General features: G+C 45.8%; 22 protein-coding genes. 3 read left to right on the top strand and 19 right to left on the bottom strand.

The features are described from left to right. Nucleotides 1-11 precede the first annotated feature (11 nt). Both ACAY30_RS03030 and ACAY30_RS03025 read left to right on the top strand, forming a co-directional pair. The gene (locus ACAY30_RS03030; protein WP_290252253.1) at nt 12-2,867 is read left to right on the top strand and encodes a valine--tRNA ligase; all 2,856 of its coding nucleotides are present in this window, start codon (nt 12-14) and stop codon (nt 2,865-2,867) included. Between the two features lie 113 nt (nt 2,868-2,980). Next, nucleotides 2,981-4,156, top strand: a complete 1,176-nt coding sequence (locus ACAY30_RS03025) for a YdiY family protein (protein WP_290252252.1) — start codon at nt 2,981-2,983, stop codon at nt 4,154-4,156. A gap of 168 nt (nt 4,157-4,324) precedes the next feature. Here the strand turns inward: ACAY30_RS03025 and rraB are convergent, their stop codons facing one another. The 10 genes from rraB to ACAY30_RS02975 form a co-directional block, all read right to left on the bottom strand. Continuing rightward, complete coding sequence (gene rraB, locus ACAY30_RS03020) at nt 4,325-4,705, bottom strand: ribonuclease E inhibitor RraB (RefSeq protein WP_290252251.1); 381 nt, start codon at nt 4,703-4,705, stop codon at nt 4,325-4,327. Nucleotides 4,706-4,709: 4 nt separating this feature from the next. Further along, nucleotides 4,710-5,465 carry a 1-acylglycerol-3-phosphate O-acyltransferase gene (locus ACAY30_RS03015; RefSeq protein WP_290252250.1) on the bottom strand — a complete coding sequence of 252 codons (756 nt, stop codon included), beginning with the start codon at nt 5,463-5,465 and terminating at the stop codon, nt 4,710-4,712. A gap of 157 nt (nt 5,466-5,622) precedes the next feature. Continuing rightward, nucleotides 5,623-7,875 carry a DNA topoisomerase IV subunit A gene (gene parC, locus ACAY30_RS03010; protein WP_290252249.1) on the bottom strand — a complete coding sequence of 751 codons (2,253 nt, stop codon included), beginning with the start codon at nt 7,873-7,875 and terminating at the stop codon, nt 5,623-5,625. Nucleotides 7,876-8,010: 135 nt separating this feature from the next. Further along, entirely contained in the window at nt 8,011-8,430 is a 420-nt protein-coding gene (locus ACAY30_RS03005) for a VOC family protein (RefSeq protein WP_290252248.1), read from the bottom strand. 252 nt (nt 8,431-8,682) lie between these two features. Further along, complete coding sequence (locus tag ACAY30_RS03000; RefSeq protein WP_290252247.1) at nt 8,683-9,234, bottom strand: YSC84-related protein; 552 nt, start codon at nt 9,232-9,234, stop codon at nt 8,683-8,685. A 148-nt stretch (nt 9,235-9,382) separates the two neighbouring features. Further along, complete coding sequence (parE, locus tag ACAY30_RS02995) at nt 9,383-11,272, bottom strand: DNA topoisomerase IV subunit B (protein WP_290252246.1); 1,890 nt, start codon at nt 11,270-11,272, stop codon at nt 9,383-9,385. A gap of 83 nt (nt 11,273-11,355) precedes the next feature. Next, a complete protein-coding gene (locus tag ACAY30_RS02990; RefSeq protein ID WP_290252245.1) occupies nt 11,356-11,952 on the bottom strand; it encodes a YqiA/YcfP family alpha/beta fold hydrolase in 597 nt (198 codons plus the stop codon). A 15-nt stretch (nt 11,953-11,967) separates the two neighbouring features. Beyond that, on the bottom strand, nt 11,968-12,717 hold the full coding sequence (locus tag ACAY30_RS02985) for a metallophosphoesterase (protein ID WP_290252244.1): 750 nt from the start codon (nt 12,715-12,717) through the stop codon (nt 11,968-11,970). A gap of 26 nt (nt 12,718-12,743) precedes the next feature. Beyond that, the gene (locus tag ACAY30_RS02980) at nt 12,744-13,196 is read right to left on the bottom strand and encodes a DUF1249 domain-containing protein (protein WP_290252243.1); all 453 of its coding nucleotides are present in this window, start codon (nt 13,194-13,196) and stop codon (nt 12,744-12,746) included. Nucleotides 13,197-13,229: 33 nt separating this feature from the next. Continuing rightward, entirely contained in the window at nt 13,230-13,856 is a 627-nt protein-coding gene (locus ACAY30_RS02975) for an NUDIX domain-containing protein (RefSeq protein WP_290252242.1), read from the bottom strand. Nucleotides 13,857-14,008: 152 nt separating this feature from the next. Between ACAY30_RS02975 and tolC the strand changes: the two genes are divergently transcribed. Further along, on the top strand, nt 14,009-15,337 hold the full coding sequence (gene tolC, locus ACAY30_RS02970) for an outer membrane channel protein TolC (protein WP_290252241.1): 1,329 nt from the start codon (nt 14,009-14,011) through the stop codon (nt 15,335-15,337). Nucleotides 15,338-15,449: 112 nt separating this feature from the next. On the opposite strand, the gene der is transcribed toward tolC, so the two are convergent. The 9 genes from der to ndk all read right to left on the bottom strand — a co-directional run bounded on the left by der (nt 15,450) and on the right by ndk (nt 25,754). After that, the gene (der, locus tag ACAY30_RS02965; protein ID WP_290252240.1) at nt 15,450-16,940 is read right to left on the bottom strand and encodes a ribosome biogenesis GTPase Der; all 1,491 of its coding nucleotides are present in this window, start codon (nt 16,938-16,940) and stop codon (nt 15,450-15,452) included. Nucleotides 16,941-17,064: 124 nt separating this feature from the next. Continuing rightward, complete coding sequence (gene bamB / locus ACAY30_RS02960) at nt 17,065-18,276, bottom strand: outer membrane protein assembly factor BamB (protein ID WP_290252239.1); 1,212 nt, start codon at nt 18,274-18,276, stop codon at nt 17,065-17,067. Between the two features lie 11 nt (nt 18,277-18,287). Beyond that, entirely contained in the window at nt 18,288-18,920 is a 633-nt protein-coding gene (locus ACAY30_RS02955; RefSeq protein ID WP_290252238.1) for a tetratricopeptide repeat protein, read from the bottom strand. Between the two features lie 14 nt (nt 18,921-18,934). Then, on the bottom strand, nt 18,935-20,209 hold the full coding sequence (hisS, locus tag ACAY30_RS02950; protein WP_290252237.1) for a histidine--tRNA ligase: 1,275 nt from the start codon (nt 20,207-20,209) through the stop codon (nt 18,935-18,937). 92 nt (nt 20,210-20,301) lie between these two features. Beyond that, nucleotides 20,302-21,417 (bottom strand): flavodoxin-dependent (E)-4-hydroxy-3-methylbut-2-enyl-diphosphate synthase, encoded by a 1,116-nt coding sequence (ispG, locus tag ACAY30_RS02945; RefSeq protein ID WP_290252236.1) that lies wholly within the window; start codon nt 21,415-21,417, stop codon nt 20,302-20,304. Nucleotides 21,418-21,506: 89 nt separating this feature from the next. After that, nucleotides 21,507-22,496, bottom strand: coding sequence for a RodZ domain-containing protein (locus ACAY30_RS02940; RefSeq protein WP_290252235.1), 990 nt, complete (start codon nt 22,494-22,496; stop codon nt 21,507-21,509). A 4-nt stretch (nt 22,497-22,500) separates the two neighbouring features. Further along, nucleotides 22,501-23,868 carry a type IV pilus biogenesis/stability protein PilW gene (gene pilW, locus ACAY30_RS02935; RefSeq protein WP_290252234.1) on the bottom strand — a complete coding sequence of 456 codons (1,368 nt, stop codon included), beginning with the start codon at nt 23,866-23,868 and terminating at the stop codon, nt 22,501-22,503. A gap of 73 nt (nt 23,869-23,941) precedes the next feature. After that, nucleotides 23,942-25,072, bottom strand: coding sequence for a bifunctional tRNA (adenosine(37)-C2)-methyltransferase TrmG/ribosomal RNA large subunit methyltransferase RlmN (locus ACAY30_RS02930; protein WP_290252233.1), 1,131 nt, complete (start codon nt 25,070-25,072; stop codon nt 23,942-23,944). Nucleotides 25,073-25,322: 250 nt separating this feature from the next. Then, nucleotides 25,323-25,754, bottom strand: a complete 432-nt coding sequence (ndk, locus tag ACAY30_RS02925) for a nucleoside-diphosphate kinase (RefSeq protein ID WP_290252232.1) — start codon at nt 25,752-25,754, stop codon at nt 25,323-25,325. Nucleotides 25,755-25,770: the final 16 nt, after the last annotated feature.

The following is a 25,770-nucleotide window of genomic DNA, read 5'->3' as shown; positions in this document are numbered from 1 at the left end:
TGTAGAAAATCATGGAAAAAACATTTAATCCATCGGCTATAGAACAGGCGCTATACAACGCTTGGGAAGAGAAAGGTTATTTCGCACCATCAGGTAAAGGCGACGGCTACTGCATAGCCATTCCGCCCCCCAACGTCACCGGTAGCCTACACATGGGTCACGCCTTTCAACAAACGATCATGGATAGCTTGATCCGTTATCAGCGCATGCAAGGTAAAAACACCTTATGGCAATCAGGTACCGATCACGCGGGTATTGCCACGCAAATGGTTGTAGAGCGTAAGATTGCTGGCGAAGAAAACAAAACTCGTCACGATTACGGTCGAGACGCATTCATTGAAAAGATTTGGGACTGGAAAGCACATTCAGGTGGTACCATTGGCCAACAAATGCGCCGTCTGGGCAACTCGATTGACTGGTCGCGTGAACGCTTCACCATGGATGAGGGGATGAGCAATGCGGTACAAGAAGTATTTGTTCGTCTATATCAAGAAGATTTGATCTATCGTGGTAAGCGCTTGGTTAACTGGGATCCGAAATTGCACACGGCAATTTCCGATCTAGAAGTTGAGAATAAAGACAAAAAAGGCCACATGTGGCACTTCCGCTACCCACTTGCCGATGGCGTGAAAACAGCCGATGGTAAAGACTACATTGTGGTAGCAACGACACGTCCTGAAACCATGCTCGGTGATACTGGTGTGGCAGTAAACCCAGAAGATGAGCGCTATAAAGATCTTATCGGTAAGCACATCTTATTGCCTATAGTTAATCGTCTTATTCCAATTGTTGGCGATGAACACGCCGATATGGAAAAGGGTACCGGCTGTGTCAAAATCACGCCGGCACACGACTTTAACGATAACGAAGTTGGTAAGCGTCACAACTTACCGATGATCAATATTTTTGATGTCGATGCCAATATTCTAGCAGTAGCCGAAGTATTTGATGTCAATGGCGAAGAGTCGGATGTTTACGATTGCGCCCTACCTGAACAATACGCTGGTTTAGAGCGCTTTGCCGCGAGAAAGCAAATTGTTGCCGACTTTGACAACCTCGGTTTACTCGATGCAGTAAAAGACCATGACTTGACTGTGCCTTACGGCGATCGAAGTGGTGTCGTTATCGAGCCATTCTTAACTGATCAGTGGTACGTGCGCACAGACGTTTTAGCCAAACCAGCTATTGAAGCGGTTGAAAACGGCGACATTGAATTTGTACCTAAGCAATATGAAAATATGTACTTTGCTTGGATGCGCGACATTCAAGATTGGTGTATTTCACGCCAGCTTTGGTGGGGTCACCGCATCCCTGCGTGGTATGACGCGCAAGGTAAAGTCTACGTCGGCCGCAGCGAAGAAGACGTTCGCAGCCAATATAACTTAGCCGATGACGTTACCCTAAGCCAAGACGATGACGTATTGGATACTTGGTTCTCATCAGCACTTTGGACCTTCTCTACCTTAGGTTGGCCAGATAATACGGATGCATTGAAGCAATTCCACTCGACCGATGTCCTCGTTACCGGTTTTGATATTATCTTCTTCTGGGTTGCGCGCATGATCATGATGACCATGCACTTCGTAAAAGACGAAGATGGCAAACCGCAAGTGCCATTTAAAAAGGTTTATGTTACCGGTCTTATACGCGACGAGAACGGCGACAAAATGAGTAAATCAAAAGGTAATGTTATCGACCCACTCGATATGATCGACGGGATCAGCCTTGACGATCTACTGGAAAAGCGCACTGGCAATATGATGCAACCTCAGCTTAAAGAGAAAATTACTAAGCTGACCAAGAAGGAATTCCCCGATGGTATTGAAGCGCACGGTACCGATGCGCTGCGCTTTACCCTTGCCGCCGTTGCGTCTACGGGTCGTGATATCAACTGGGATATGAAGCGCTTGGAAGGCTATCGCAACTTTACTAACAAGTTGTGGAATGCCAGCCGCTATGTGCTGATGAATACTGAAGAGCACGATTGTGGTATTGGTAACGGTGATATCGAGTTGTCACTTGCTGATCGTTGGATTATTGGTCAATTTGAAAAAACGGTGCAGACGGTTCATCAAGCATTTGATACGTTCCGCTTTGACCTTGCAGCGCAGGCACTCTATGAATTTACATGGAACCAATTCTGTGACTGGTACTTGGAGTTAACCAAACCGGTGATCTTTAAAGGCAGCGAAGCTCAGCAACGCGGTACCCGTCATACCATGATTAATGTGCTTGAAGCTTTGTTGCGTTTGATGCACCCGATTATGCCGTACATCACTGAAACCATCTGGCAGCGCGTTGTGCCTCTTACCCAGCCTGACTTTAAGGAAGGTAGTATTATGGTTCAGTCGTATCCACAATATCACCCAGAGCGCGTCGACGAGCAGGCGATCAGTGATGTTGAATGGTTGAAACAAGTGATCATTGGTATCCGTAACATCCGCGGTGAAATGGATATTCCGCCAAGTAAGCCGTTGCCGGTACTGTTGAAAAATGTGAATGCTGAAAATCAGCGTCGCATTGATCAAAACAGTCAATTTTTAAGCGCCTTAGCCAAGTTAGAGAGTATTGATGTTCTCGCTGACTCAGAACAAGGTCCAGCATCAGCAACTGCGGTTATTGGCGACATGAGCTTACTGATCCCTATGGCCGGTCTGATTGATGTCGAAGCGGAACTCGCTCGCCTTAATAAAGCGATTGAAAAAATTGAGAAAGACGTACAGCGCACTCGAGGCAAGTTGAGCAACGATAACTTTGTCAGCAAAGCACCTGCTGCCGTTATTGATAAAGAGCGCAGCAAACTGGCCGATGCCGAAGCGACGTTAGCAAAACTTGAAGAGCAAAAACAGGCTATTGCCGCAATGTAATACACATTGTAATAAAATAAAAAAAAGCCAGTAACTTTGTTACTGGCTTTTTTTTAGGCCAATCATTGCTACAGTAAAAGAAGTAATAACAATTAATAACTCGCGAATAATTTATGCACTTCATACTTCAATGTCTCATGGCAAGTTTTCTGTATTGGCTAATGTCGTTTGCTGCCCAAAGTGGGCAAACGGTACCGAGCTCGCACGACACACCCGTTAGCCGTAGTGCGCAACTGCATACTCAGCCTGTTGACGAAGTCAATTCCTGCTCCCTCGAATTAATTAACAACGACACAAGTAAAGATTGGTTGCTCACCAAAGAAGGCGAACTTTTTGCTGGTGAATTGATTTCCATGTATCACGACAAAGTCGATTTTAACAGTGATGAGGTGGGCACATTTACCATCAAAATGAAAAACATTGCCAAACTACAAACCAATAGCGTCATGAGTTTTCGCCTTGATAATGGGCAAATATATCACGGTCAACTATTTGTCAGTAGACACAGATTACTGTTGCGTGAGCAATCCGAGTTTTGTGTTGAACGCTCTAGCTTACTCTCTATTGCGCCTTCAGAAAATAGCGGAGACAGTTTATGGGACGGCCATTTAGGTATCGGTTTAAATTTTCGCAAAGGTAATTCAGAGCGATTTGACTATACTGCCCAATTCAATGCGAGGCGGTTGACCTCAGAAACGAGGACACTACTCAGCTACACCGGATTATTTTCACAAGTACAAGATCCCAACACCTTGCAATCAGTAAAAACGGAAGAAAACCACCGCTTTAATGGCTCATATGATTGGTACTATTCACGCCAACTGTTTTTTCGCCTTCCATCATTTGAATACTATACCGATAAGTTTAAAAATATCGCCATGCGTGTAACTGGCGGTGTTGCCGCCGGTTACACGGTGTTTGACCAGCCAGACTTTAGGTGGGACGTTTATGTCGGCCCCAGTTTGCAATATACCAAGTTTGAGCGAGTGGACTCATCTAATCAGCAAAGTAACACTTCTCCAGCCTTATTACTGGGTACCATTTACGAGCGTGATCTGAGTGATGATATTGAATTTCATTTAACTTATGACGTTAAATTGGTCTCGTCATCATCAGGAAAAACCATACATCACTTAGAAACTGGGCTAGCAATCGACTTAATCAGTGATCTTGATATAGACCTGAAAGCGATTGTCGATCACGTTGCAGAGCCAATTGATAACGAACAAGGTATAACACCTGAACGCACTGACATGTTATTTATCGTCGCTTTGAGCTACGATTTTTAACCGCTATAGACGGCCTCGCACAAGCCAGCGGTTGGTTATGTATATCGTGCCAAAGAGGCTCATCTAGCACGAGTGAGCATTGCCTGTACAAAAACAGACGAAGAGCAGATATAAAAAAGGCCATCATTTAGACAGCCGTTTTTAATATGATTTTTAGCTATTACCCGATCACTCTTCGAAGTAAGTGCCCCAACCGTCATAGTCAATATTATTAGCAAGGGCGAATTCAAACATTTGCTGTGCTTCTTGCTTAATCACATCTTCCTCAAGGTATTGCTCAGTGACAATATCAAAAGCAAATACGCGGGCACCGTTTTCCAACTCTGCTTCTTCAGGCTCTTCAACCTCTAGACCTTGCTTAAATGCGGCAATAGCGGCGGCTTCTAGTACCTCAAAGTTACTGCATGAAAAGTGATGCTCAATGGTGTGTAGCGCTTCATCGTTTGAGCCATCTTCTAATAACTCATTGACAAGCGCATCTGTATGAGCAAACCACTCTTGTAATTCGGCTTGCTGATCGGCGCTCAACTCAATCGTTTTTGTACTCATTAACTTATCCTGCTTTTTGCTCGCTAGTATGGATTGTTTCAAAGGGATTGTTTACTTCTTCACTCAGTTCGATAATTTTTTCCAACATCAGCGCATGAGTATCGTTGGCAAAATGGCGAATGTAATCGCGCTGGCTGTTTTCAACCGCAATAGGTTCTAAAAACTCAATGATCATTTTTCCGTTATTCCAACGATTTAAGTTCACCAAGTTATGGGAGTTGCTCACGCACACAGGGACAATCGGTACACCAGCCATTGCCGCAGTATGAAAGGCACCTGTCTTAAAGGGTAGTAAACCTCGGCCGTAACTGCGAGTACCTTCTGGAAACAACCACACCGATATATTGCGCTGCTTAATTTTTTCAGCTGCAGAGGCAATGGTGCCATGTGCTTTAGCGCGATTGGCGCGATCAATTAATATGTTTCCAGTAAACCAGTACATCTGGCCAAACAACGGGATCCACTTTAAGCTTTTTTTGCCAACACTAACCGTTTCTTGGGGCAGTGATGCACTCACGGTAAAGATATCATATGAGTTTTGGTGATTCGCCACATAGACAACGGGACCAATGCTGGGATCGTGCTTAGGCCCACGTATTTCTACCTTAACGCCGAGAATAAACGCCATCTTGCCCACCAGCGATGCGGTATCGCGAACGTTATTTCGGTGAAACGGCCTGACGATACACAACAGCATAGAAAAGGTGAAAATTACCACTAAGGCGATACATATTAATAAAACGCGCAGTACTGCTAGCACAAAATAAACCTCAAAAACTCAATTTTAGGACGCGAATTATACACATAAATAATCCACGTTGCGAAATGCTATGTTTACAGAGGGTAAAATAAGCAAAAAAAAAGGGCAGCTTTGCTGCCCGGTGTTAACAAGTCACTGACGGCCTGTGATCTGAGTATTATTCACCCACTTCGATGCGGTCAACTCGCTGTAAACCTCGTGGCAATTTGTTACCTCGTCGGCCGCGCTCGCCGCGATAGTGTTCTAAATCGCTCGGCTTCAAAGTCAGCTTGCGTTTACCCGCATAAAGGGTAACCGGTTGCTCAGTACCAACGACAGTTAATACAGTAACAAACTCTTCTCTTGCTTTCGCTCTCGCTGACGGGATGTTGATAATTTTATTACCTTTACCTTTACTCAATTGCGGTAAATCTTTCAATGGAAATAAAAGCATCCGCCCTTCGGTGCTAATCGATAAACACAATTGTTGTTCAACTGAGTCGATTTCAACTGGGCTGAGTACCTGTGCCCCTTGGGGAACCGTCAATAACGCTTTACCGTTTTTATTGCGTGACACCATATCGTCAAACGTACCGATAAAGCCATAACCGCTATCTGAGGCAAGTAAGTACTTTTGACCTTCGTTACCCATAACAACCTGACAGAAATTGGCACCAGATGCCAAGTTGAAACGCCCTGTTAATGGCTCACCTTGCGAGCGAGCTGACGGCAACGAGTGCGCATCCGTCGCGAAAGCGCGCCCCGATGAGTCGATAAACACGGCTGGGTTATTACTTCGTCCCTTGGCACTACACAAATAGCTATCACCGGCCTTGTAGCTCAAGCCGGACGCATCGATATCATGGCCTTTCGCCGCTCTAGCCCAGCCTTTTTCCGACACGACAACAGTAACCGGTTCAGACGGCATCAAGTCTTTTTCATCGAGTGCTTTAGCTTCGTGACGCTCGACAAGCTGACAGCGACGATCATCACCATAATCTTCAGCTGCCTTTAAAATCTCTTTTTTCATCAGCGTATTAAGGCGCGCTTTCGAACCTAGGATCTTCTCAATGTGATCGCGTTCTTTTGATAACTCATCTTGCTCTGCGCGAATTTTAATTTCTTCGAGTTTGGCTAGTTGACGTAGTTTAATTTCTAGAATCGCTTCAGCTTGAGTTTTACTCAAACCAAAACGACTCATTAACTCGCCTTTGGCATCATCGTATTCTCGAATAATGGCAATCACTTCATCAATATTGAGATAGGCGATTAATAAGCCTTCAAGGATGTGTAATCGCGCTAACACTTTGTCTAAGCGATATTGCAAGCGACGACGGATTGTCTCACGTCTAAACTCAAGCCATTCGGTTAGAATTTGTTGCAGGTTCTTAACCGCCGGACGGTTGTCTAAACCAAGCATGTTTAAGTTAACGCGATAGTTTTTCTCAAGGTCCGTCGTAGCAAACAAATGCTGCATCAATTGTTCTACATCAACGCGATTAGAACGCGGCACCACCACTAAGCGAGTTGGATTTTCGTGATCTGACTCATCGCGTAAATCAACCACCATAGGCAGCTTTTTAGCCTGCATCTGCTGTGCTATTTGCTCTAAAATTTTTGCGCCAGACGCTTGATGTGGTAACGCAGTGATAACGATGTCACCTTGCTCCATATCATACACTGCACGCATTTTAATGCTGCCGCGTCCGGTGCGATAAATTTTGGCGATATCTTCACGCGGGGTAATAATCTCAGCATCGGTGGGGTAGTCTGGGGCTTGCACATGCTCGAGCAGGTCATCAACGTCAGCTTTGGGCTGTTCTATTAAATGAACGCAAGCGTTTGCCAACTCACGCACGTTATGCGGAGGAATATCAGTTGCCATACCAACCGCAATACCGGTGATGCCATTTAACAGAATATGTGGCAACCTAGCCGGTAAGGTTTTCGGCTCTTTCATCGTGCCGTCAAAGTTGGGTAACCAATCAACGGTTCCTTGGCCTAGCTCTGACAGCAGAACTTCAGCAAATTTTGATAATTTTGCTTCGGTATAACGCATCGCCGCAAAAGATTTGGGATCGTCAGGGGCACCCCAGTTACCCTGCCCGTCGACCAGTGGATAACGATAGGAGAACGGTTGTGCCATCAACACCATCGCTTCGTAACACGCCGAATCGCCATGCGGGTGGAACTTACCCAATACATCACCGACCGTACGTGCGGATTTTTTATATTTGGCAGCGGCATTTAAGCCCAACTCGCTCATCGCATAGACGATGCGTCTTTGCACCGGCTTTAAGCCATCGCCAATGTGAGGCAGTGCGCGATCCATGATCACGTACATCGAGTAATTTAGGTAAGCATCTTCGGTAAAACGCCTTAGAGGTAACTGTTCAACACCATCTAAGCTCATTTCAATTGCATCAGACATAATAAACGGGGTCCCAAATTTTGACGTTGAAAGGTCAAATAATCTGTAAAAATATCATTATTATTATGTTGTTTAGAATAGCGAAAAACAGTTCAGTAAAAAACTGTTTTTTCCCAATTTACAGTATATTAGTTATTATTTGGAATAGTTGACGTCCCAAAAGCTGGCTTCTATGCGATGACCGTCTAAGTCGATGACAAAACAGCCGTAATACGCGTCGCCATACTCGGGGCGCGGGCCTGGCCGGCCATTGCACTGAGCCCCAGCGTCAATCGCTACGCGATAAAACTCATTGACTTGTTCTTTACTGGTTGCCATAAAGCCAATATGAGAGCCATTGCCGACCGTTGCAGGCCCTTGATCATAGGGAATTTGTAACCAGAATGTCGGGTAGCCTTTGCCGTACGCCACCGACTGCTCATGCTCAGTAACGCGGTAAATATCTAGGGTAGCCAATACCACATCATAAAACTTACTGGCACGCTGAAGTTGGTTCGTACCGAGCGAGATGTGACATAGAGTTTTTGCTTTTTGTTGTTGTTCACTGATGTTCATAACAAAGATAATCTATAAATAATACAAAGTGAGCTAGTCAAACGCCTGTCGACACATTGCCCTCAACAAAACAATGTGGATGGCCATGACCATCAAATTAGTATGGTTATGGCGACGAGGATGCGTTGTACAAAGCATAACTATCGATCACCTCGGTAGCAACGTTCCCAAAAAAATAAACGCCTTTGTTATTAACAAAGGCGCTTTTGGTATTTGCTCTACGAATAAGTTGTGATTAAGCGATTCAATTAATTAGTTCAAGCGGTCGTTTTTGACGTACTTAGTGCCTTTCAAGGTCGCTTGCAGAGCTAAACCTGATTCGGTTAGCTGGAATACGGTAATATCACCAATGGTCATGCCGCCGCTCACACCAAGGCCCTTATCGCCGGTTTTCGCCGCAGCATCTGCCTCAGCGCCAAATACCCAACCTTTGTTGACAAAGTCATTAAACGCTTCTGCGGTGTGGAAGACAAATAACACATCGTAGTCTTTTGCGCCCATACCTAAACCGACACCGGCTTCATACATATCCATGTATGTTTTTCTGCCTGATTTACTGGTCGCCACACCGTAGCCATTGCCGGCAGCCACAAAGATGATATTGACTTGACCATTGGTAAATGTGGCATAGCCGCCATTTGCGCCCAATGCCATAGCTCGTGCACCTGGGCTTTCTTTGTCGATTTTGGCTAAGATCTCATTATTCATTTTATCAATAGCCGCACGTTGATCAGCTGGCGTATCGCCTTGGGCAGAACACGCCGCTAATGTTATTGCAAACAGGGTAAACAGTAATTTTTTCATAGGACATTTCTTCTCTGTGTTAATAACAAACTCCTCTCAATTATAGATTATTAGAAAATATTTGCTAAAAACCTTAACACATTGATCTTTTTGAAAATAAAAAAGCACGCTAAATGCGTGCTTAGATAAAATAGACCGTTTGAGGATATTAGTTTAAGGTAACCAAGTTACCTTTTTTCTGCAACCAATCTTTGCGATCTCCCGCGCGTTTTTTCGACAACAACATGTCCATCAACTCCATGGTGGTGTCGTATTCATCGACAGTGAGTTGAACCAAACGACGCGTATTGGGGTCCATGGTTGTTTCGCGCAACTGCAATGGATTCATTTCCCCCAGCCCTTTAAAGCGCTGAACATTGACTTTACCACGCATTTTCTCGGCTTCAATACGATCTAAAATGCCCTCTTTTTCCTGCTCATCAAGTGCGTAAAAGACTTCCTTACCGACATCAATTCGGTATAACGGTGGCATGGCGACATAGACGTGCCCCGCTTGTACCAGAGCGAGAAAGTGTTGAGTAAACAGCGCACACAATAAGGTAGCTATATGTAATCCATCAGAGTCGGCATCGGCGAGGATACAAATTTTGCCATAGCGCAATCCCGACAGATCTTCCGAGTCAGGGTCAATGCCGAGCGCAACAGATATATCGTGTATTTCTTGTGATGCGAGAATCTGACCAGAATCAACTTCCCAAGAATTAAGAATCTTACCGCGCAAGGGCATAATCGCCTGAAAATCTCTATCACGAGCTTGTTTGGCACTGCCACCAGCTGAGTCCCCTTCCACCAAAAACAATTCGGTTCGCTCTGGCTCTTGCGAGCCGCAATCGGTTAGTTTTCCCGGTAACGCTGGCCCTTGAGTCACTTTCTTGCGCACAACTTTTTTGCTGGCTCGCAAGCGACGTTGCGCATTAGAAATGCAAAATTCAGCCAGCGCTTCTGCTATTTCAGTGTGCTCATTTAGCCACAAGCTAAACGCATCCTTGACCACTCCGGAGACAAATGCTGAACATTGGCGCGATGATAAGCGCTCTTTGGTTTGCCCTGCAAATTGCGGGTCTTGAATTTTAACGGATAAAATAAATGAACATTTATCCCACACGTCGTCCGGTGTTAGCTTTAAACCGCGTGGAATAAGGTTGCGAAACTCGCAAAATTCGCGCATCGAATCAAGTAACCCTTGGCGCAGGCCGTTAACGTGCGTTCCCCCTTGAATGGTGGGAATCAAGTTAACGTAACTTTCACCGATGCTATCACCGCCTTCAGGTAACCAGGTTAGGGCCCAATCAACCGCTTCGTGTTGTGAAGAGAAGCTGCCGACAAATGGCTCTTCGGGAAGATTCGGCCACTTGTTTACTGCTTCTTTTAGATAATCTTGTAAGCCATTTTCATAACACCAATGGTGCTTTTCGCCGGCGACCTTATTGTTAAACTTAATCGATAGACCGGGACACAAGACCGCTTTGGCTTTTAAAATATGAACGAGCTTTGATACGGAAAACTTGGCAGAGTCGAAGTAACTTGCATCAGGCCAAAAACGCACACGAGAGCCCGTGTTGCGCTTACCTACGGTTCCGGTCACCGTTAAATCCGATACTTTTTCGCCGTGTTCGAACGCCATTTCAAAGACTTGTTGATTGCGGCGCACGGTAACTTCGACTCGGCTTGATAAGGCATTAACCACCGAAATACCAACCCCGTGTAGACCACCAGAGAATTGATAGTTCTTATTTGAGAACTTACCACCGGCGTGCAAACGACAAAAGATCAGTTCAACACCAGGTACTCCTTCTTCAGGGTGGACGTCGGTTGGCATGCCACGACCATCGTCGATAACTTCTAAGGACTGATCTTCGTGTAAGATTACCTGGATATTGCTTGCAAACCCCGCAAGCGCTTCATCAACCGAGTTATCAATAACCTCTTGTCCCAAGTGGTTAGGGCGGTTGGTGTCAGTGTACATGCCCGGTCTGCGGCGAACGGGATCGAGACCACTTAATACTTCAATGGCTTCAGAATTATATTGATCAGTCATAAACGTCTTTTGGTTAACGAAGTTAAATTATTATTGTTATTGCTCGACAACGGCCAATTACCGTTTCCTGTAACAAGCGTTTGCTACACACTCGAATTAGCTTCATTATTCGCTAATTGAAAGAATTTGACAACATCAGGTAACATTTTTTCAAAATCGATAAAACTGTGATCTCCCCCTTGCTGTACAATCATTTGACAGTTTTGGTACTTCTCAACTGCTTGACGATAGTCCAATACTTCATCACCGGTTTGCACTAACACTAAGTAATTTTCCGGGCGAACCAGTGGCTGGTACAAGGCGGCGAGTTGTTGCATATGTTCCTTGGTCACCTGATAGCTTTGCCCAGTATATGGATTGGTTTGTCGGCCGATGACTTGCTCTAACAACTCAAAAGGACGCACTGCGGGGTTTATCAGTACTGCGGGTAAATCGTAGGTTTCACTCAAATAGGTAGCGAAATAGCCACCCAAGGATGAGCCCGTAACCCACCACGTTGCCTTTGGCTCGCTGTCGATGATCTCGCGTAACTGTTGTATTGCTTGCTCTGGTTCGTTGGCAAGCTGCGGGGCGTACACTCGAATATCGCAAAAGTTTTGCTCGATATAACGCTTAGTTAACTGTGCCTTCAACGATTTTGGCGAGCTATTAAAGCCGTGAATGATTAATACGTTGATCATTATTCGCAAGCCTTTCTATTGCCTTAAGTAATATAACTGGCTATCTATTTTACCTGTTGGGTGTAGATAGAACTGACGAAACCCGGGACCGATATTAAGCGCTTTAACACCGTCAAAGTGAGGGTCAAATTGAATCGATGTCGCTGGGCAGGCAAATATCGGAAGCCCCGCGGCTGAGTAATAGGTCTGTCCGCGATGAACATGGCCACATGCGATGCCTCTGATGCTGCTATTCTGTTGCACTGCTGACCAAAAAGCGTGCTTGTTAATAAGGCCGTGGCGATCGATAAAATAGCCCACATCAAGTGGATGATGATGCATAAATAACAAGCTGTGACTGCCCTTATCCGGACGACTGGCAATGGCTGTTAAACCGCGCTCACTTACCAATCCGCTGGGGGTTTCACTTTTGCTGTCGATTAAGCGAATTTGCCAGGAGTTCAAGTTAATCACCTTGTCGTGATTGATGCTTTCACTGCTCAACATCTGCTTGAGTAACCTTGGATCATCGTGGTTGCCAGCAACGACGTAGACGGGACAAGGTAGCGCAGCCTCACCAACCAATTGATCAAACAGCTGATAAGACAACGCACTGTGATCTTGACTGAGATCGCCAGTAAAAATAACCGCATCTAAGTCACCCAGCTGGCGAATGCGTTGCAAGATGCGCTCTAAATTGCGGTATACGTTGGCGCCAAAGTGTTGCGCTTGTTGATCGGCGTATAAATGACAATCAGAGAATTGGACAATATTTAGCAGGCTCATTGAGGTATCCAATACAATTTGATTTGTTAATTGTTGGTAGTTATGTAGGCGTTGGCACGCCCTTGTCGCAAACACAATTGTAGCCATTCGGCTAAAAACGTCAGGGTTTGACGTTTTTCATCAGGCAAGTGCATTTGCTGATTTGGGTAGTCGTAACGCGGCTTTATTTGACGTATATACTGGCTTTCAATCACTTCGACAATGCGAGCATCATCGTAAAGCCGAATCACCATCGATGGTTTGTGAACGTAGACCTTGCTCGCCAGTGACTCTTGTTCATTAACCAATTGTTCAAATTTCACCAATTGGGTGTAGGCGGTTTGCTCCAAAATACTGAGTCGATACGACAAGCGGTCACTAATGTGAAACTCAAGTTTGTTGTTTGCTTGATCCACCCCAGCTAACAACCGCGTCAGCATCATATAGCTGCTTTCAGCCAGGTTTAGTAGATTTTTTAATCTTGGGCGATAGCGAGCCATAAACAACCTATATTTTAGCAATCAACAACGCGATTAGGGTTTGGGAAGAAACTGTAACGCTAACCATTGTAACCCAATTATGGTTGTCGCGTTATTTACTTTTCCTTGCTCCATTAAGCTAACCGCATCCGCTATACTCAATTTGTGTACCATTATATCTTCATTCTCAGTGGCTAAACCTGCGTGTTGTCCGGTCTGATAGGACGACAAATCAACATAGGCCACGTAAAGGTGAATCTTTTCGGAACAGCCTCCTGGGCTTGGTAAAAACTGATACACAGGGTGACAAGCAGCCTGTTCAATATCTATATTGGCCTCTTCCTTGGCTTCACGAACAGCGACATCTATTGCAGATTCATCGTCGTCAAACATGCCTGCGACAAACTCAACACACCACGGATTTTCGTTACTGCGCAAAGCACCCGCGCGAAACTGTTCGATCATCAATAGCTGTTGTTGTTGTTTATCGACGATCATCAGCGCCACCGCATCGCCCCGCTCAAAGATCTCGCGCTTGACCACAGAGGAGTTTCCACCTCGAAATAAACGATGGCTAAACGCGTACTCTTCGATGCGAAAGAAGCCTTGATATTTCAGTTGCCGTTGGTGGACGTTAAAATCATTTAATCCAAACTGTTTAATTTTTTTAAAATCGGTCATAATGAGGCGTTCTTTTTATATAAATACAGTATGTTATAAATCTTTTGTTACACTTTTCGAAGTAAACATAAAGTTATTTTATTCAGCATAGCAACAAAAATCGATACACTTAATACAATATCAGCATCGATACTTTTAGGGAAAACGAAACTATGATACAAAAATTAAACTCTGTGGTTGCCGGTTTGGTGTTAGCAGGTGTCAGTGCTATTGCCCATGCACAAGATTTACAACAAGTTTATCAATTAGCATTAGATAATGATCCAACCGTATTGCGTGCTGAAGCCCAATTTAAGTCGTCACAAGAATCGATTAAGCAAGCTCGCTCTGTGCTGTTGCCGCAGTTAAACGGAACGGCGACAATCTCTGATTCCGAGCGCGAAATTAACGGCCAGCCATTTAGCGAGCCGCAAAGTACCGAACTGGCGCTGGCGCTAAATATGCAACTATACCACCACAACAGTTGGGTCAATTTGGGCATTGCCGAAAAAAACGCCCACCGCTTTGATATCAATTATCAGTTTGTGAAGCAACAACTGATCACTCGCGTTACTGAAGCTTACTTCAATGTCTTAGCCGCGTACGATGGCCTTGAGTTTGCCAAAGCGGAAAAAGCAGCTATCGAACGCCAATTAGAACAAACCAAGCAACGCTTCTCTGTCGGTCTTACCGCGATCACCGATGTGCATGAAGCACAAGCGCAATACGATACCGCTGTTGCCGATGAAATTGCCGCTGAAAATCAAGTCTACACCGCAGAGGAACTGTTGCGCGAAATTACTGGTGTCTACCCGCAAGATCTGAGTGTGTTAAATACCGAGCGCTTTAGCCCTTACTTGCCAACGCCGACCAATGCCAACGAATGGCAACAGATCGCCGAAGCGAAAAACCTTAGATTATTGGGACAAAAAGTCGAATTGGATATCGCTAAGCAAAGTATCGATCTTGCCAAAGCTGGGCACTTACCGACCTTGAGCCTATTTGGCAGTCTTTCAACCGCCGATATCGACGATGATGTACTTGGCTTTAGCGGGCGTGAAGAAGACAGTCAATCAATCGGTGTCCAATTAAATGTGCCAATCTACTCTGGTGGTAACACCAGTTCGCAAGTACGTGAAGCACAACAAAATTACGTTGCCGCAAGTCAAGACATGGAATTGGTTTATCGGTCGATCATTCGCGAATCGCGCAATGCATTTAACACCATTAATGCAACAATTTCGGGAGTCAAAGCACTCGAACAGTCCGTTGTTTCGGCTGAAAGTGCATTAAAAGCGACAGAAGCGGGCTTTGAAGTTGGTACGCGTACTATTGTCGATGTATTGCAAAGCACCCGCAATTTGTACAATGCCAAACGCTTATTATCAACCACGCGATATTCGTACATCGTCAATATGCTGCGTTTAAAAGAAGCGGCAGGCACAGTCTCTGAAAGCGACATCATCGCCATTAACCAAGGCTTAACCAGCGTTGGCGGCTAATGTGGTTAACCGCTTAAAGTAACAAAAAGGCGACCTCTGGTCGCCTTTTCTCTTTCTAAAAACATCAATACGGTAATGCGATGCAAATGTCGCTGTTAGCCAAGCTGCGATGTTATTTATCTTTATTGATATTCCAACCTTGAGTGGCACGCGCGCGCTTTTTCTGCTCGGTATAACTGAGCTTGCGCTTGTTGGCGAACGGGTTTAGCGTCCCTCTGAACTCAACCTTTATTGGCGTCCCCATTACCTTTAACGATTTTCTAAAGTAGTTAATTAAATAACGCTTATAAGAATCCGGTAATTGGTTCACCTGATTGCCGTGAATAACAATAAGTGGTGGGTTGTAGCCACCCGCGTGAGCGTACTTCAATTTTATTCGTCGACCGTTAACAAGCGGTGGCTGATGATCAAATACTGCCATATCCAAAATTTTTGTTAACATCGCCGTTGATGTTCGCTTGGTCGCTGAGTCAAAGGCTTCGTCAACCGACTCGAACAAGTGGCCAACACCAGTTCCGTGCAGGGCGGAAATAAAGTGTAAGCGAGCAAAATCAATAAAACCGAGGCGGCGATCTATTTCAGATTTAATACGCTCTTTAACTTCGTTGTCTAAGCCATCCCACTTATTGACCACTAATACCAATGAGCGCCCTGAGTTCAAGACAAAGCCGAGCAAGCTCAAGTCCTGATCGGTGATTCCCTCGCGGGCGTCCATCACCAGCAACACGACGTTCGAATCTTCAATTGCTTTTAACGTCTTGATCACCGAAAACTTTTCAACGGCTTCGTGCATATTTTTGCGACGGCGAATTCCCGCAGTGTCAATTAGGGTGTAATTGCGATCATTGCGCTCCATGGGAATATACACACTGTCCCGCGTTGTCCCTGGCATGTCGTATACTACAACGCGTTCTTCACCCAATATGCGGTTAGTTAGCGTTGACTTACCGACATTGGGTTTGCCAATGATAGCTAACTTGATATTGTCGTCTTGGGCTATTTCTTCAGAGTCGTCAAACTCCTCGCCTTCGGCTAAATCAGCAATGTCATCATCGTGTTCATACAGCGAGTCATCCGCCTCGATCTCGTCTTGATTACGAGCAAATGCTTCAATGTGAGGCGCAAGTGCCACATACATTAACTGCGTCACGCCACGGTTATGTGCGGCGGCAATTTGATGCACCGTTTCGCCAAGGCCTAACGAGTAAAACTCACCAATCGCCGAATCAGCATCAATACCATCAATTTTATTGGCGACCAAAAATACCTTTTTACTTTGCTTGCGCAAATGCGCGGCAATTGCTTCATCGGCAGACGTCAACCCCGCACGCGCATCAACCAAGAACAACACCGCATCAGCTTCTTCGATGGCCATTAGCGATTGTTCCGCCATTTTGGCATCAATCCCCTGTTCATTGCCCTCGATACCGCCGGTATCAATAACGATAAAATTCTCGCCATCAACCTCGGCCTGACCGTATTGTCGATCACGAGTTAATCCAGGAAAGTCGGCAACAAGCGCATCTCGGGTGCGTGTTAATCGGTTAAATAATGTTGATTTACCCACATTAGGGCGCCCGACCAGGGCAACAACAGGAAGCATGGCCACCTCTAAGTAAACATCGTTAAAAAACGAGGAAAATGAAATAAATAACGGCCCCAAAACACAGTGGGACCGTTAATAACTTTAGCAACTCAGACAAGATTTTGCCGAGTTTCACAACGCCTTAATTTGCGTTATCGATATCGGGCGTTTTAACAACTTGTAAATCGCCGTCGCGGCTCATGACATAGAGCAGCTGATCAACAACCACTGGCGTTACATAGATGGCGCTCGAATCAACACGGTGACGAGCGACAACACGACCTTCCGCCTTATCTAGCCAATGCAGGTAGCCTTCAACGTCGCCTACTACAATGTAATCACCAACATCGACGGCGCCCGTGGTACCGCGATTGGTCAAACTCAAATTGCTCCATTGCTCCATACCAGAATGGCGATCGACAGCGTAAATATGACCTTGAACATCGGTGGCAAATATTTGATTACCACTGACTAACAACTCTCGATATGATGAATAGCTGCGCTTCCACACTTCGCGGCCACCGCGAATATCTAAAGCGGCAAGATGACCATTGCTCGAAATCGCGTAAATTTTATCGGTAACCACCACAGGGGTGACATCAACATCAACCATGCGCTGTAGCTCAGTTGCACCACTTGGTTCACCAATTTGAGCTGTCCAACCTTGTTGTCCCGACTCTTCTATGTAAACCGCTACTTCACCTGATGCCGAGCCCAAAAATATGCCACCTGAACTCGCCGACAAACCGCTGACACCACGTAAGGTAAGTGGCGGCACAGGTTGTTGTGCTTGCCACAGCTGCTCACCGGTGTTGGCATCCAGCGCCACCAACACCCCAGATGAGGTGTTAATAAATAGCTTGTTGGCACTAAACAGTGGCTTTGAAATAACTTCGCCAGCAACCTGAGTGCGCCACACCAACTCACCTGAGTTCGCATCTAGAGCAAATACATCGCCATTTTCACTGCCCCAAACCACTTTGTCGTAGCCTACGGCCGCGCCACCGGCGATACGCGCTGATGGTTTGTTGTCCCAAAAGCCCAATTCGCCATCTAGGTTATACAAAGCGGTCGACCAGATTGTTTCTCCTGTCGCCTGGTCAAGTGCGTAGGCTTCACCAAAGCGGCTAGCAACAAACACTTTGTCATATGCGACCGCGGGGCTTAAGCGAGAAAAATAATGCTCAACGCCATCGCCTACGCGTTTATCCCAAACCACTTGTGGGGTAAATTGCGCGTTTATGTCAACAAGCTCTGCCACCTTGTCTTGTTCTTCTTGGTCGTTCGATGAACAGGCTGTTAGAGCGCCTGACAACAAAACGACACTTAATAGGTGTTTTTTAATAAATATCACAAGGGCTCCAATTATTGAGCAACGCTAACCGCTAAATCGTCTAACTTCATTTGCAACGCAGGGCTTGCCTGCAGGCCACCAGCGTCTGCTGCCGCTTGATAGGCCGCTCGTGCTTGCGCCTTATCGCCTTGCAGTAAATACGCGTCACCTTTGACTTCTTCGACACTGGCGACAAACGACGCCAAGGTAATCGCATTTAGCGTCGTCAACGCCGCTTGGTATTCACCTTGTTGAACTTGTACTCTGGCTAAACGAAGATTGCCAATGGCTTTTAAATTGTCACTTTCTGTGGCGTTAATTGCCACTTGCAATTGCTTGGCCGCTTCAGCGTAGTCTTGGTGCTCAACTGCATCTTGTGCTAGTGCAAATGCCGCGAACGTTGCGTAGACCTTGTCAGAGTTGTTATCGATAAACGCCTGGGTCTGTGTTCGAAAATCTTGTTGTTTCGAAGCGAACGCGTCCATGGTTTGCTGATAGTCATAAGCCGCTTGATATTGCTCCTGTAATTGGTTGTCTTGGTAATAATTCCAACCGACAAAACCACCTAAGCCAATGACTAAACCGGCAATTAACGAGTTTCCATTTTCGCGCCAAAACGACTTAATCGCTTCAACTTGCTGTTCTTCAGTTTGATATGCTTCCACTTCTATACCCTTTTTTATACTAATTCTTCTAATAACGCCGCAACATCGTTAAATGCGACGGTCTGCTGTTCTTTGTTTTCGCGTAAGTATTTGATCGTGACTTGCTGTTGTTCAACTTCATTGTCACCTAATATAATCGCGACACGGGCGCCCGATTTATCGGCGCGCTTTAACTGTTTATTAAATTTTCCACCACCACAATGACACTGAATGCGAATATCTTTGACTTTATCGCGCCATTGCTCGGCTAGCGCAACACCGGTAATTTCTGCTTGTTCGCCCGACATCACTATGTACGCATCAACAGTGGCTCTGATATTGTTCAGTCGGTCAAGTTCTGTAAGCATCAATACCAAACGCTCAATGCCCAGTGCAAACCCCACGGCCGGGGTGGCTTTACCACCTAACTGTTCCACTAAACCGTCGTAACGACCACCGGCACAGACTGTACCCTGAGCGCCTAAGCTATCGGTGACCCATTCAAACACAGTGCGATTGTAATAATCCAAACCGCGCACCAAACGCTCGTTGACTCGATATTGAACTCCAGCCGCATCGAGGCGTTGGCACAGTTGCTCAAAGTGTCGCGCTGAGTCGGCGTCTAGGTGCTCAGACAGGCGCGGCGCATTGGCAAGTAACGCTTGTACTTGCGCGTTTTTTGAATCCAGTACGCGCAACGGATTTGAATACATGCGACGCTTACTGTCTTCGTCTAGTTGCTCTTGGTGCTGCTCTAAAAATGCGACCAGCGCGTCGCGATATTCAGCGCGCGCTTGGTTAGAGCCCAATGAGTTCAACTCTAGTGTGACATGTTCGCTGATACCGAGTTCCCGCCACAACCGCGCACTCAGTAAAATAACTTCCGCATCAATATCTGGCGAGGCAATGCCAAAGCTTTCAATACCAAACTGGTGAAATTGACGATAGCGGCCTTTTTGTGGACGTTCGTGACGAAACATCGGTCCCATGTACCACAAGCGTTGCTCTTGGTTGTAAAGCAAACCGTGTTGATTACCGGCACGTACACAGCTTGCGGTTCCTTCTGGACGGAGGGTCAGGCTGTCACCATTGCGATCGTCAAACGTATACATTTCCTTTTCAACGATATCCGTGACTTCGCCGATGCCGCGTTTAAATAGGTTGGTAGACTCTACCACTGGCATACGAATTTCTGCGTAGCCATAGTTTGCTGCTACTCGACGCAACACATCTTCAACCATTTGCCATTTATTGGTATCACCCGGCAAACAATCATTCATGCCACGAATTGCTTGGATCGCTTTGCTCACAAAAATAGTCTCTTCAATGTATCTGAATTAGGGCTTGGCATTATAGGGGATTTTTGCCTCATCTTACAACAAAATCCCCTTTAAACACGGGATTAGGATTGTTTGATCTCAATTCGATTGCGCTCATCCATCATTTGCGCTTTGGCGCGAATTTTGCGCTCTAATTGATCGACAATATCAGCGTTGTCAATGCGCTCGCGCTGACGCGTGCCGTCTTCGTAAAAACCCGACTTTTTCGCGCCGCCGGTCAGTCCTAAATCCGAAATAGTCGCCTCTCCTGGGCCATTGACTACACAGCCTATAATCGAGACATCCATCGGTGTTAGCACATCTTCTAATCGCTCTTCTAATGCATTGACGGTTGAAATCACGTCAAACTCTTGGCGCGAGCAACTCGGACAGGCAATAAAGTTGATACCGCGACTGCGCAAGCGCAGAGATTTTAAAATATCAAAGCCAACTTTGATCTCTTCAACCGGGTCGGCCGCTAGCGATACGCGTAAGGTATCGCCGATGCCCTCGGCGAGCAGCATGCCTAAGCCAACAGACGACTTGACCGCTCCCGAGCGAAAACCGCCAGCTTCAGTAATCCCCAAGTGCAGTGGATTATCAATTTGTTTCGCTAATAAGCGATACGCGCCTACCGCTAAAAACACATCGGAGGCTTTCACACTCACCTTAAATTGATCAAAATTGAGCTTGTCTAAGATGTCTACGTGACGCATCGCTGATTCAACCAAGGCCTCAGGTGTTGGCTCGGTGTATTTTTCTTGGATATCGCGCTCTAACGAGCCGCCATTGACCCCAATGCGAATAGGAATATTGTGATAGCGGGCCGCTTCGACTACTTGGCGAATGCGATCTTCTCGACCGATATTGCCTGGGTTGATTCGCAAACAATCAACGCCGTATTCTGCAACTTGTAAAGCAATGCGGTAATCAAAGTGGATATCGGCGACTAGTGGCACCTTGACCTGTTGTTTGATCTGTTTGAAAGCGTGTGCTGCGTCCATCGTTGGTACACTCACGCGAACGATATCCGCACCGACATTTTCAAGTGCGCGAATTTGGGCAACAGTCGCCTCAACGTCAGTAGTTTTGGTGTTGGTCATGGATTGCACCGAGATCGGCGCATCACCGCCTACGGCAACATTACCCACCATAATTTGCTTCGATTTACGTCGTTTTATAGGAGATTCGCTAAACATAATTATTTCTTGCTTAATCCAGCATTAATTGAAAAGCCGGCTCAATGGTGCACGCCAGCTTTGATTTATTCCGATAGAGGCGTTTTAGCCTATTGTTGTACCTCGGGTGCCACCGGCCAACGAAACTTGGCAATTTGCCCCGGTTGGTAGCCACTGAGATCGATAGTCTCGTTATTATACGTTAACGCGACCAAGTCTGGCTTACCCAAGGTTATTTGAAATGGCGCTTGGCCAGACAATGTCATGACATAACCAGCTTTCTTAATACCCCAAGCCAAACGCTCACCCGAAGCATCGAAAATATTTACCCAACAGTCTCCAGCAAAGCGAAATTGCAATGTATCTTGCTCGGCTACAGCGCTGTCGCTGCCCTCGTTAACCACCACTTGACCGGTTGCGTTGACTGCGTTGTCTCGTTCATTGGCAAGTGCCGCTGCTGCCGTTTGTTGCATGTGCTGCTCAAACACCTCATCTTGTGGAACCGGATCGTCCATCGCTCCAGAGTCGAGGTCATTAGCAACTGTAGTGTCTTGCGTATCCTCGGTGTCTGTTAGCGATGTGCTGTCCACAGACGACTCTTCAACGGTCACGGGTGGTGCTGACGGTTGACTGTCAAGATTATCTGCTGGTGATAACTGGTTATCAATCGGCTGAGTACTGACATTGCTCGCCTGTTGCGACCACCAAATAATCGTTGAGGCGATCAAGGCTATGATCAAGATGTAAATGACGATCATTAAACGATTGTGTTCTGCCTGCTTTTGCGTACCTTGCGAAAAACTGGTCATGGATGCGCTAGTCGATGCGTTAGTGGCGTATTGTTCAAAGGCTTCTAGTAAGCTTTGCTGATCAACATTGACTAACTTAGCGTAATTGCGCAAATAGCCGCGGACAAAGGTTTTCGGCGTTTTACCGGAGAAGTCGTCGGCCTCAATCTCTTCGATCAACGACAGTCTCAGGTTTAATTTGTCAGCCACTTCCTGCTGCGATAATTGCATCAGCTCTCTGGCTTGACGCAAGATGGTACCCGGACTTAACGGTACTATTTGTTCGCTAGCGTTATCTGGTTGTTCACTCATAATGTTACTTTGGCTTGGTTAGTCTAAGCACTTGCCCTACGCTAATTTCATTACTCGGTAAATTGTTCCAACGGCGCAGGGTGGCAATGGTTATATTATACCTGATCGAAATTCGATATAAATTTTCCCCTTTTTTTACCACATGTACGCGATTTTGCCTATCGCCGTTAACAACTTTTTTCATTTGCGCTGGTTGAACCGCAGTATTTTGCTGACCACCTTGCTCGGTCGCGGTATCCGGCGCGATAGGAGCGTTGACCGCCGTCGCGTTAGCGCTAGACGTTGCCGCAGTCTCAGTTTTAGTTGGTTTTACTGGCTCGCTCGTATTGGTATTACGCACATCGGTAGTTCGCTTATCACTAGCCGATTGCGCCGTTTGCACCGGCTTAGCGCGGTCGTTGTCAGTAACCTTTTTCTTCACTCGCACACGAGAATTCTCATTGCGGCTAACGTTAATCGATTTTTTGGCGCTGCTAGCCGACGACAATAGCGGCTTGTTATCAACCCTAACCCCCATTTGGCGCAAGCGATATTGTTTGTATTGGGCAGCCAACTCATCCGCACCTATGTACGCTAAACCATTATCAATATACTCTTTTGCCACTGCGGATTCGGGAAACATATTCAACAGCATGGCCGCGTAATTATCGGCCACTTCATCGTTGCCTAGTTTCTTTTGCACCTTGTAACTCAAAGCGATTGCTTGCGCAGTAAAACGTCTGGTTGCCAATTCAAAGCGGCTGAGGAAATTGGCTGCCTGATCGTAAGAACCTTTCGCGTATTGCAACTGCGCCATTTGCATTAAACTAGAGGCTCTATTGGGGCTGTGACGAATACTGCGTGACAGTGCTGCCTCTGTTTTCTCAAAGTCAGGGCGTTTTAAATAACACAGAGCTATGTTTTCATAGGTTTCTGATATGCGAATATACGAAGGGACTTTTATCGCTTTATTAAAGTACTTTTCGGCTTCTTCGATCCGGTCTTGTCGACACAGAAAGACCCCAAAGTTATTCAGCGTATCTGCATCTTCATCGTTGATTTCTAAGGCGTCGATGTAAGACGTTTCCGCTTGCTCATATTCGCCGACCGATTCGTAATAATGTGCAAACGCGGTGTGTACATCAACCAAATCAGGAGCGAATTGGCGCGCCTTTTCTAAGTTGTATTTGGCCTGTGTGGTATTACCTTTGTCGAGATAACCGAGGGCGAGTGAAATACGCGTTTTCGCGAGTTGCTCATCACTAAAGTCTTGATCAACAACCGGTGCGTTGTCAGCGTAGTTCTGGGTGACACAACCGCTTAGCCCACCAACTATGGATAGCGATATCACGGTAAGGGCCAATGTTCCAACCGAATGCAGGCGTTTTTTCATATTCTCAGCTCAATGATTTGTTGTTATTGCCAAAAGGTAATCTAACCGTTAGATTACCTTGCTCAGCAACAAATTACATCACTTTAACTGAAATTTCTTCGCTATCTTTCAGCTGCTTTTTAATTGCCCGCTTAGTTCTATCTTTAATATCACCGGCCAATTGACCACACGCAGCGTCAATATCGTCACCACGGGTACGGCGCGTTATTACGGTAAAACCATAACTTTGCAACACTTTGTCAAAGCGATCGATGCGCGAATTGCTCGAACGACCGTACGGTGATCCCGGATACGGATTAAATGGGATCAGGTTTATTTTACTCGGTGTTTCTTGTAACGCTTTAGCAAGCTCATGTGCATGGTCGGTTGAGTCATTTATGTGATCCAACATGACGTATTCTATGGTCACTTGCTTGTTTGCCTTCGAACCGTCGATATAGCGACGACTCGCGGCTAAGAACTCTTCAAGTGGGTACTTTTTATTAATCGGCACCAGTTCATCGCGCAACGCATTGTTTGGTGCGTGTACAGAAATCGCTAGCGCACAATCGACTTCTTTTTTGAGCATGTCTAATGCCGGTACAACGCCAGATGTTGATACCGTAACTCGACGCTTTGACAAACCGTAGCCCAAGTCATCTAAAAAGGTTTTTAGTGCAGGGATCAAGTTTTTCATGTTCAATAACGGCTCACCCATGCCCATCATCACTATGTTAGTGATCGGGCGAGTGCCAGCAATGCGGGTAGCGCCAATATCATTGGCCACACGCCATACCTGACCGATAATTTCTGAGACCGCTAAATTTCGGTTAAACCCCTGTTGGGCGGTTGAACAAAAGGTACACTCTAGTGCACAGCCGACCTGTGATGACACGCACAACGTGGCGCGATTGTTCTCTGGAATCCATACGGTTTCAACCTCTTGCCCTCCGGCGAGTTTAATCGCGTATTTTATCGTACCATCAGCTGAGACTTGCTTGGCTGATATTTCTGGTGCTTTCACTTCACATAAACGAGCTAACTTTTGACGCAACGCCTTATTGAGATTGGTCATTTTTTCAAAATCGTCATAACCAAAATGGTAAATCCACTTCATTACTTGATCGGCGCGAAATGGCTTTTCGCCTATCGAGGCAAAATAGTCACGCATCATTTGATGATCAAAGTCCAGTAAATTGACCTTTTTTACGTCGTTATCTGTCATTAATGTGGCTCACTTAAAATTACAGGGGAGATGAATCTAATGGCGCGAATTGTACATTTTTCGCACAACACAGACAAATCATATATTGTTGTTTATTTGTTAACAGACTGGGGCATTGCTATATTGCCTCGATTTGCTAACAAATAGGCAACCGAATTGAAGGCGGAATTATGCAAAAAAGGATTTTACTGACAGCAGCAAAATCCTTTTTGTATTTGCGGTGCCTAAACACCTAGCCTACACAACGATATTAGCGAGTGCGCGGGCAGATTTCTTCGTCAGAGAAGAAGTATGCAATTTCACGAGCCGCTGATTCAAGAGCGTCAGAACCGTGAACTGCGTTCTCATCGATTGACGCAGCGTAATCGCTACGAAGAGTACCGGCTAACGCTTCTGCTGGGTTAGTAGCACCCATGATTTCACGGTTTTTAAGTACCGCATTTTCGCCTTCAAGAACCTGAACCATAACTGGGCCAGAAGTCATAAAGTCAACCAATGCACCGAAGAAAGGGCGCTCTTTGTGTTCTGCGTAAAAGCCTTCAGCTTGCTCACGTGATAAGTGAACCATTTTTGCCGCGATGATTTTTAGACCTGCTGATTCAAAACGATTGTAGATTGCACCAATTACGTTTTTAGCAACGGCATCTGGTTTAACGATAGAGAAAGTACGTTCGATAGCCATGATAAGCCCTCAATAA

Origin of the sequence: Thalassotalea ponticola (assembly GCF_041379045.1) — a bacterium.
In the GTDB taxonomy this organism is placed as follows: domain Bacteria; phylum Pseudomonadota; class Gammaproteobacteria; order Enterobacterales; family Alteromonadaceae; genus Thalassotalea_A; species Thalassotalea_A ponticola.
This window is presented reverse-complemented; position numbering and strand designations above follow the sequence as displayed.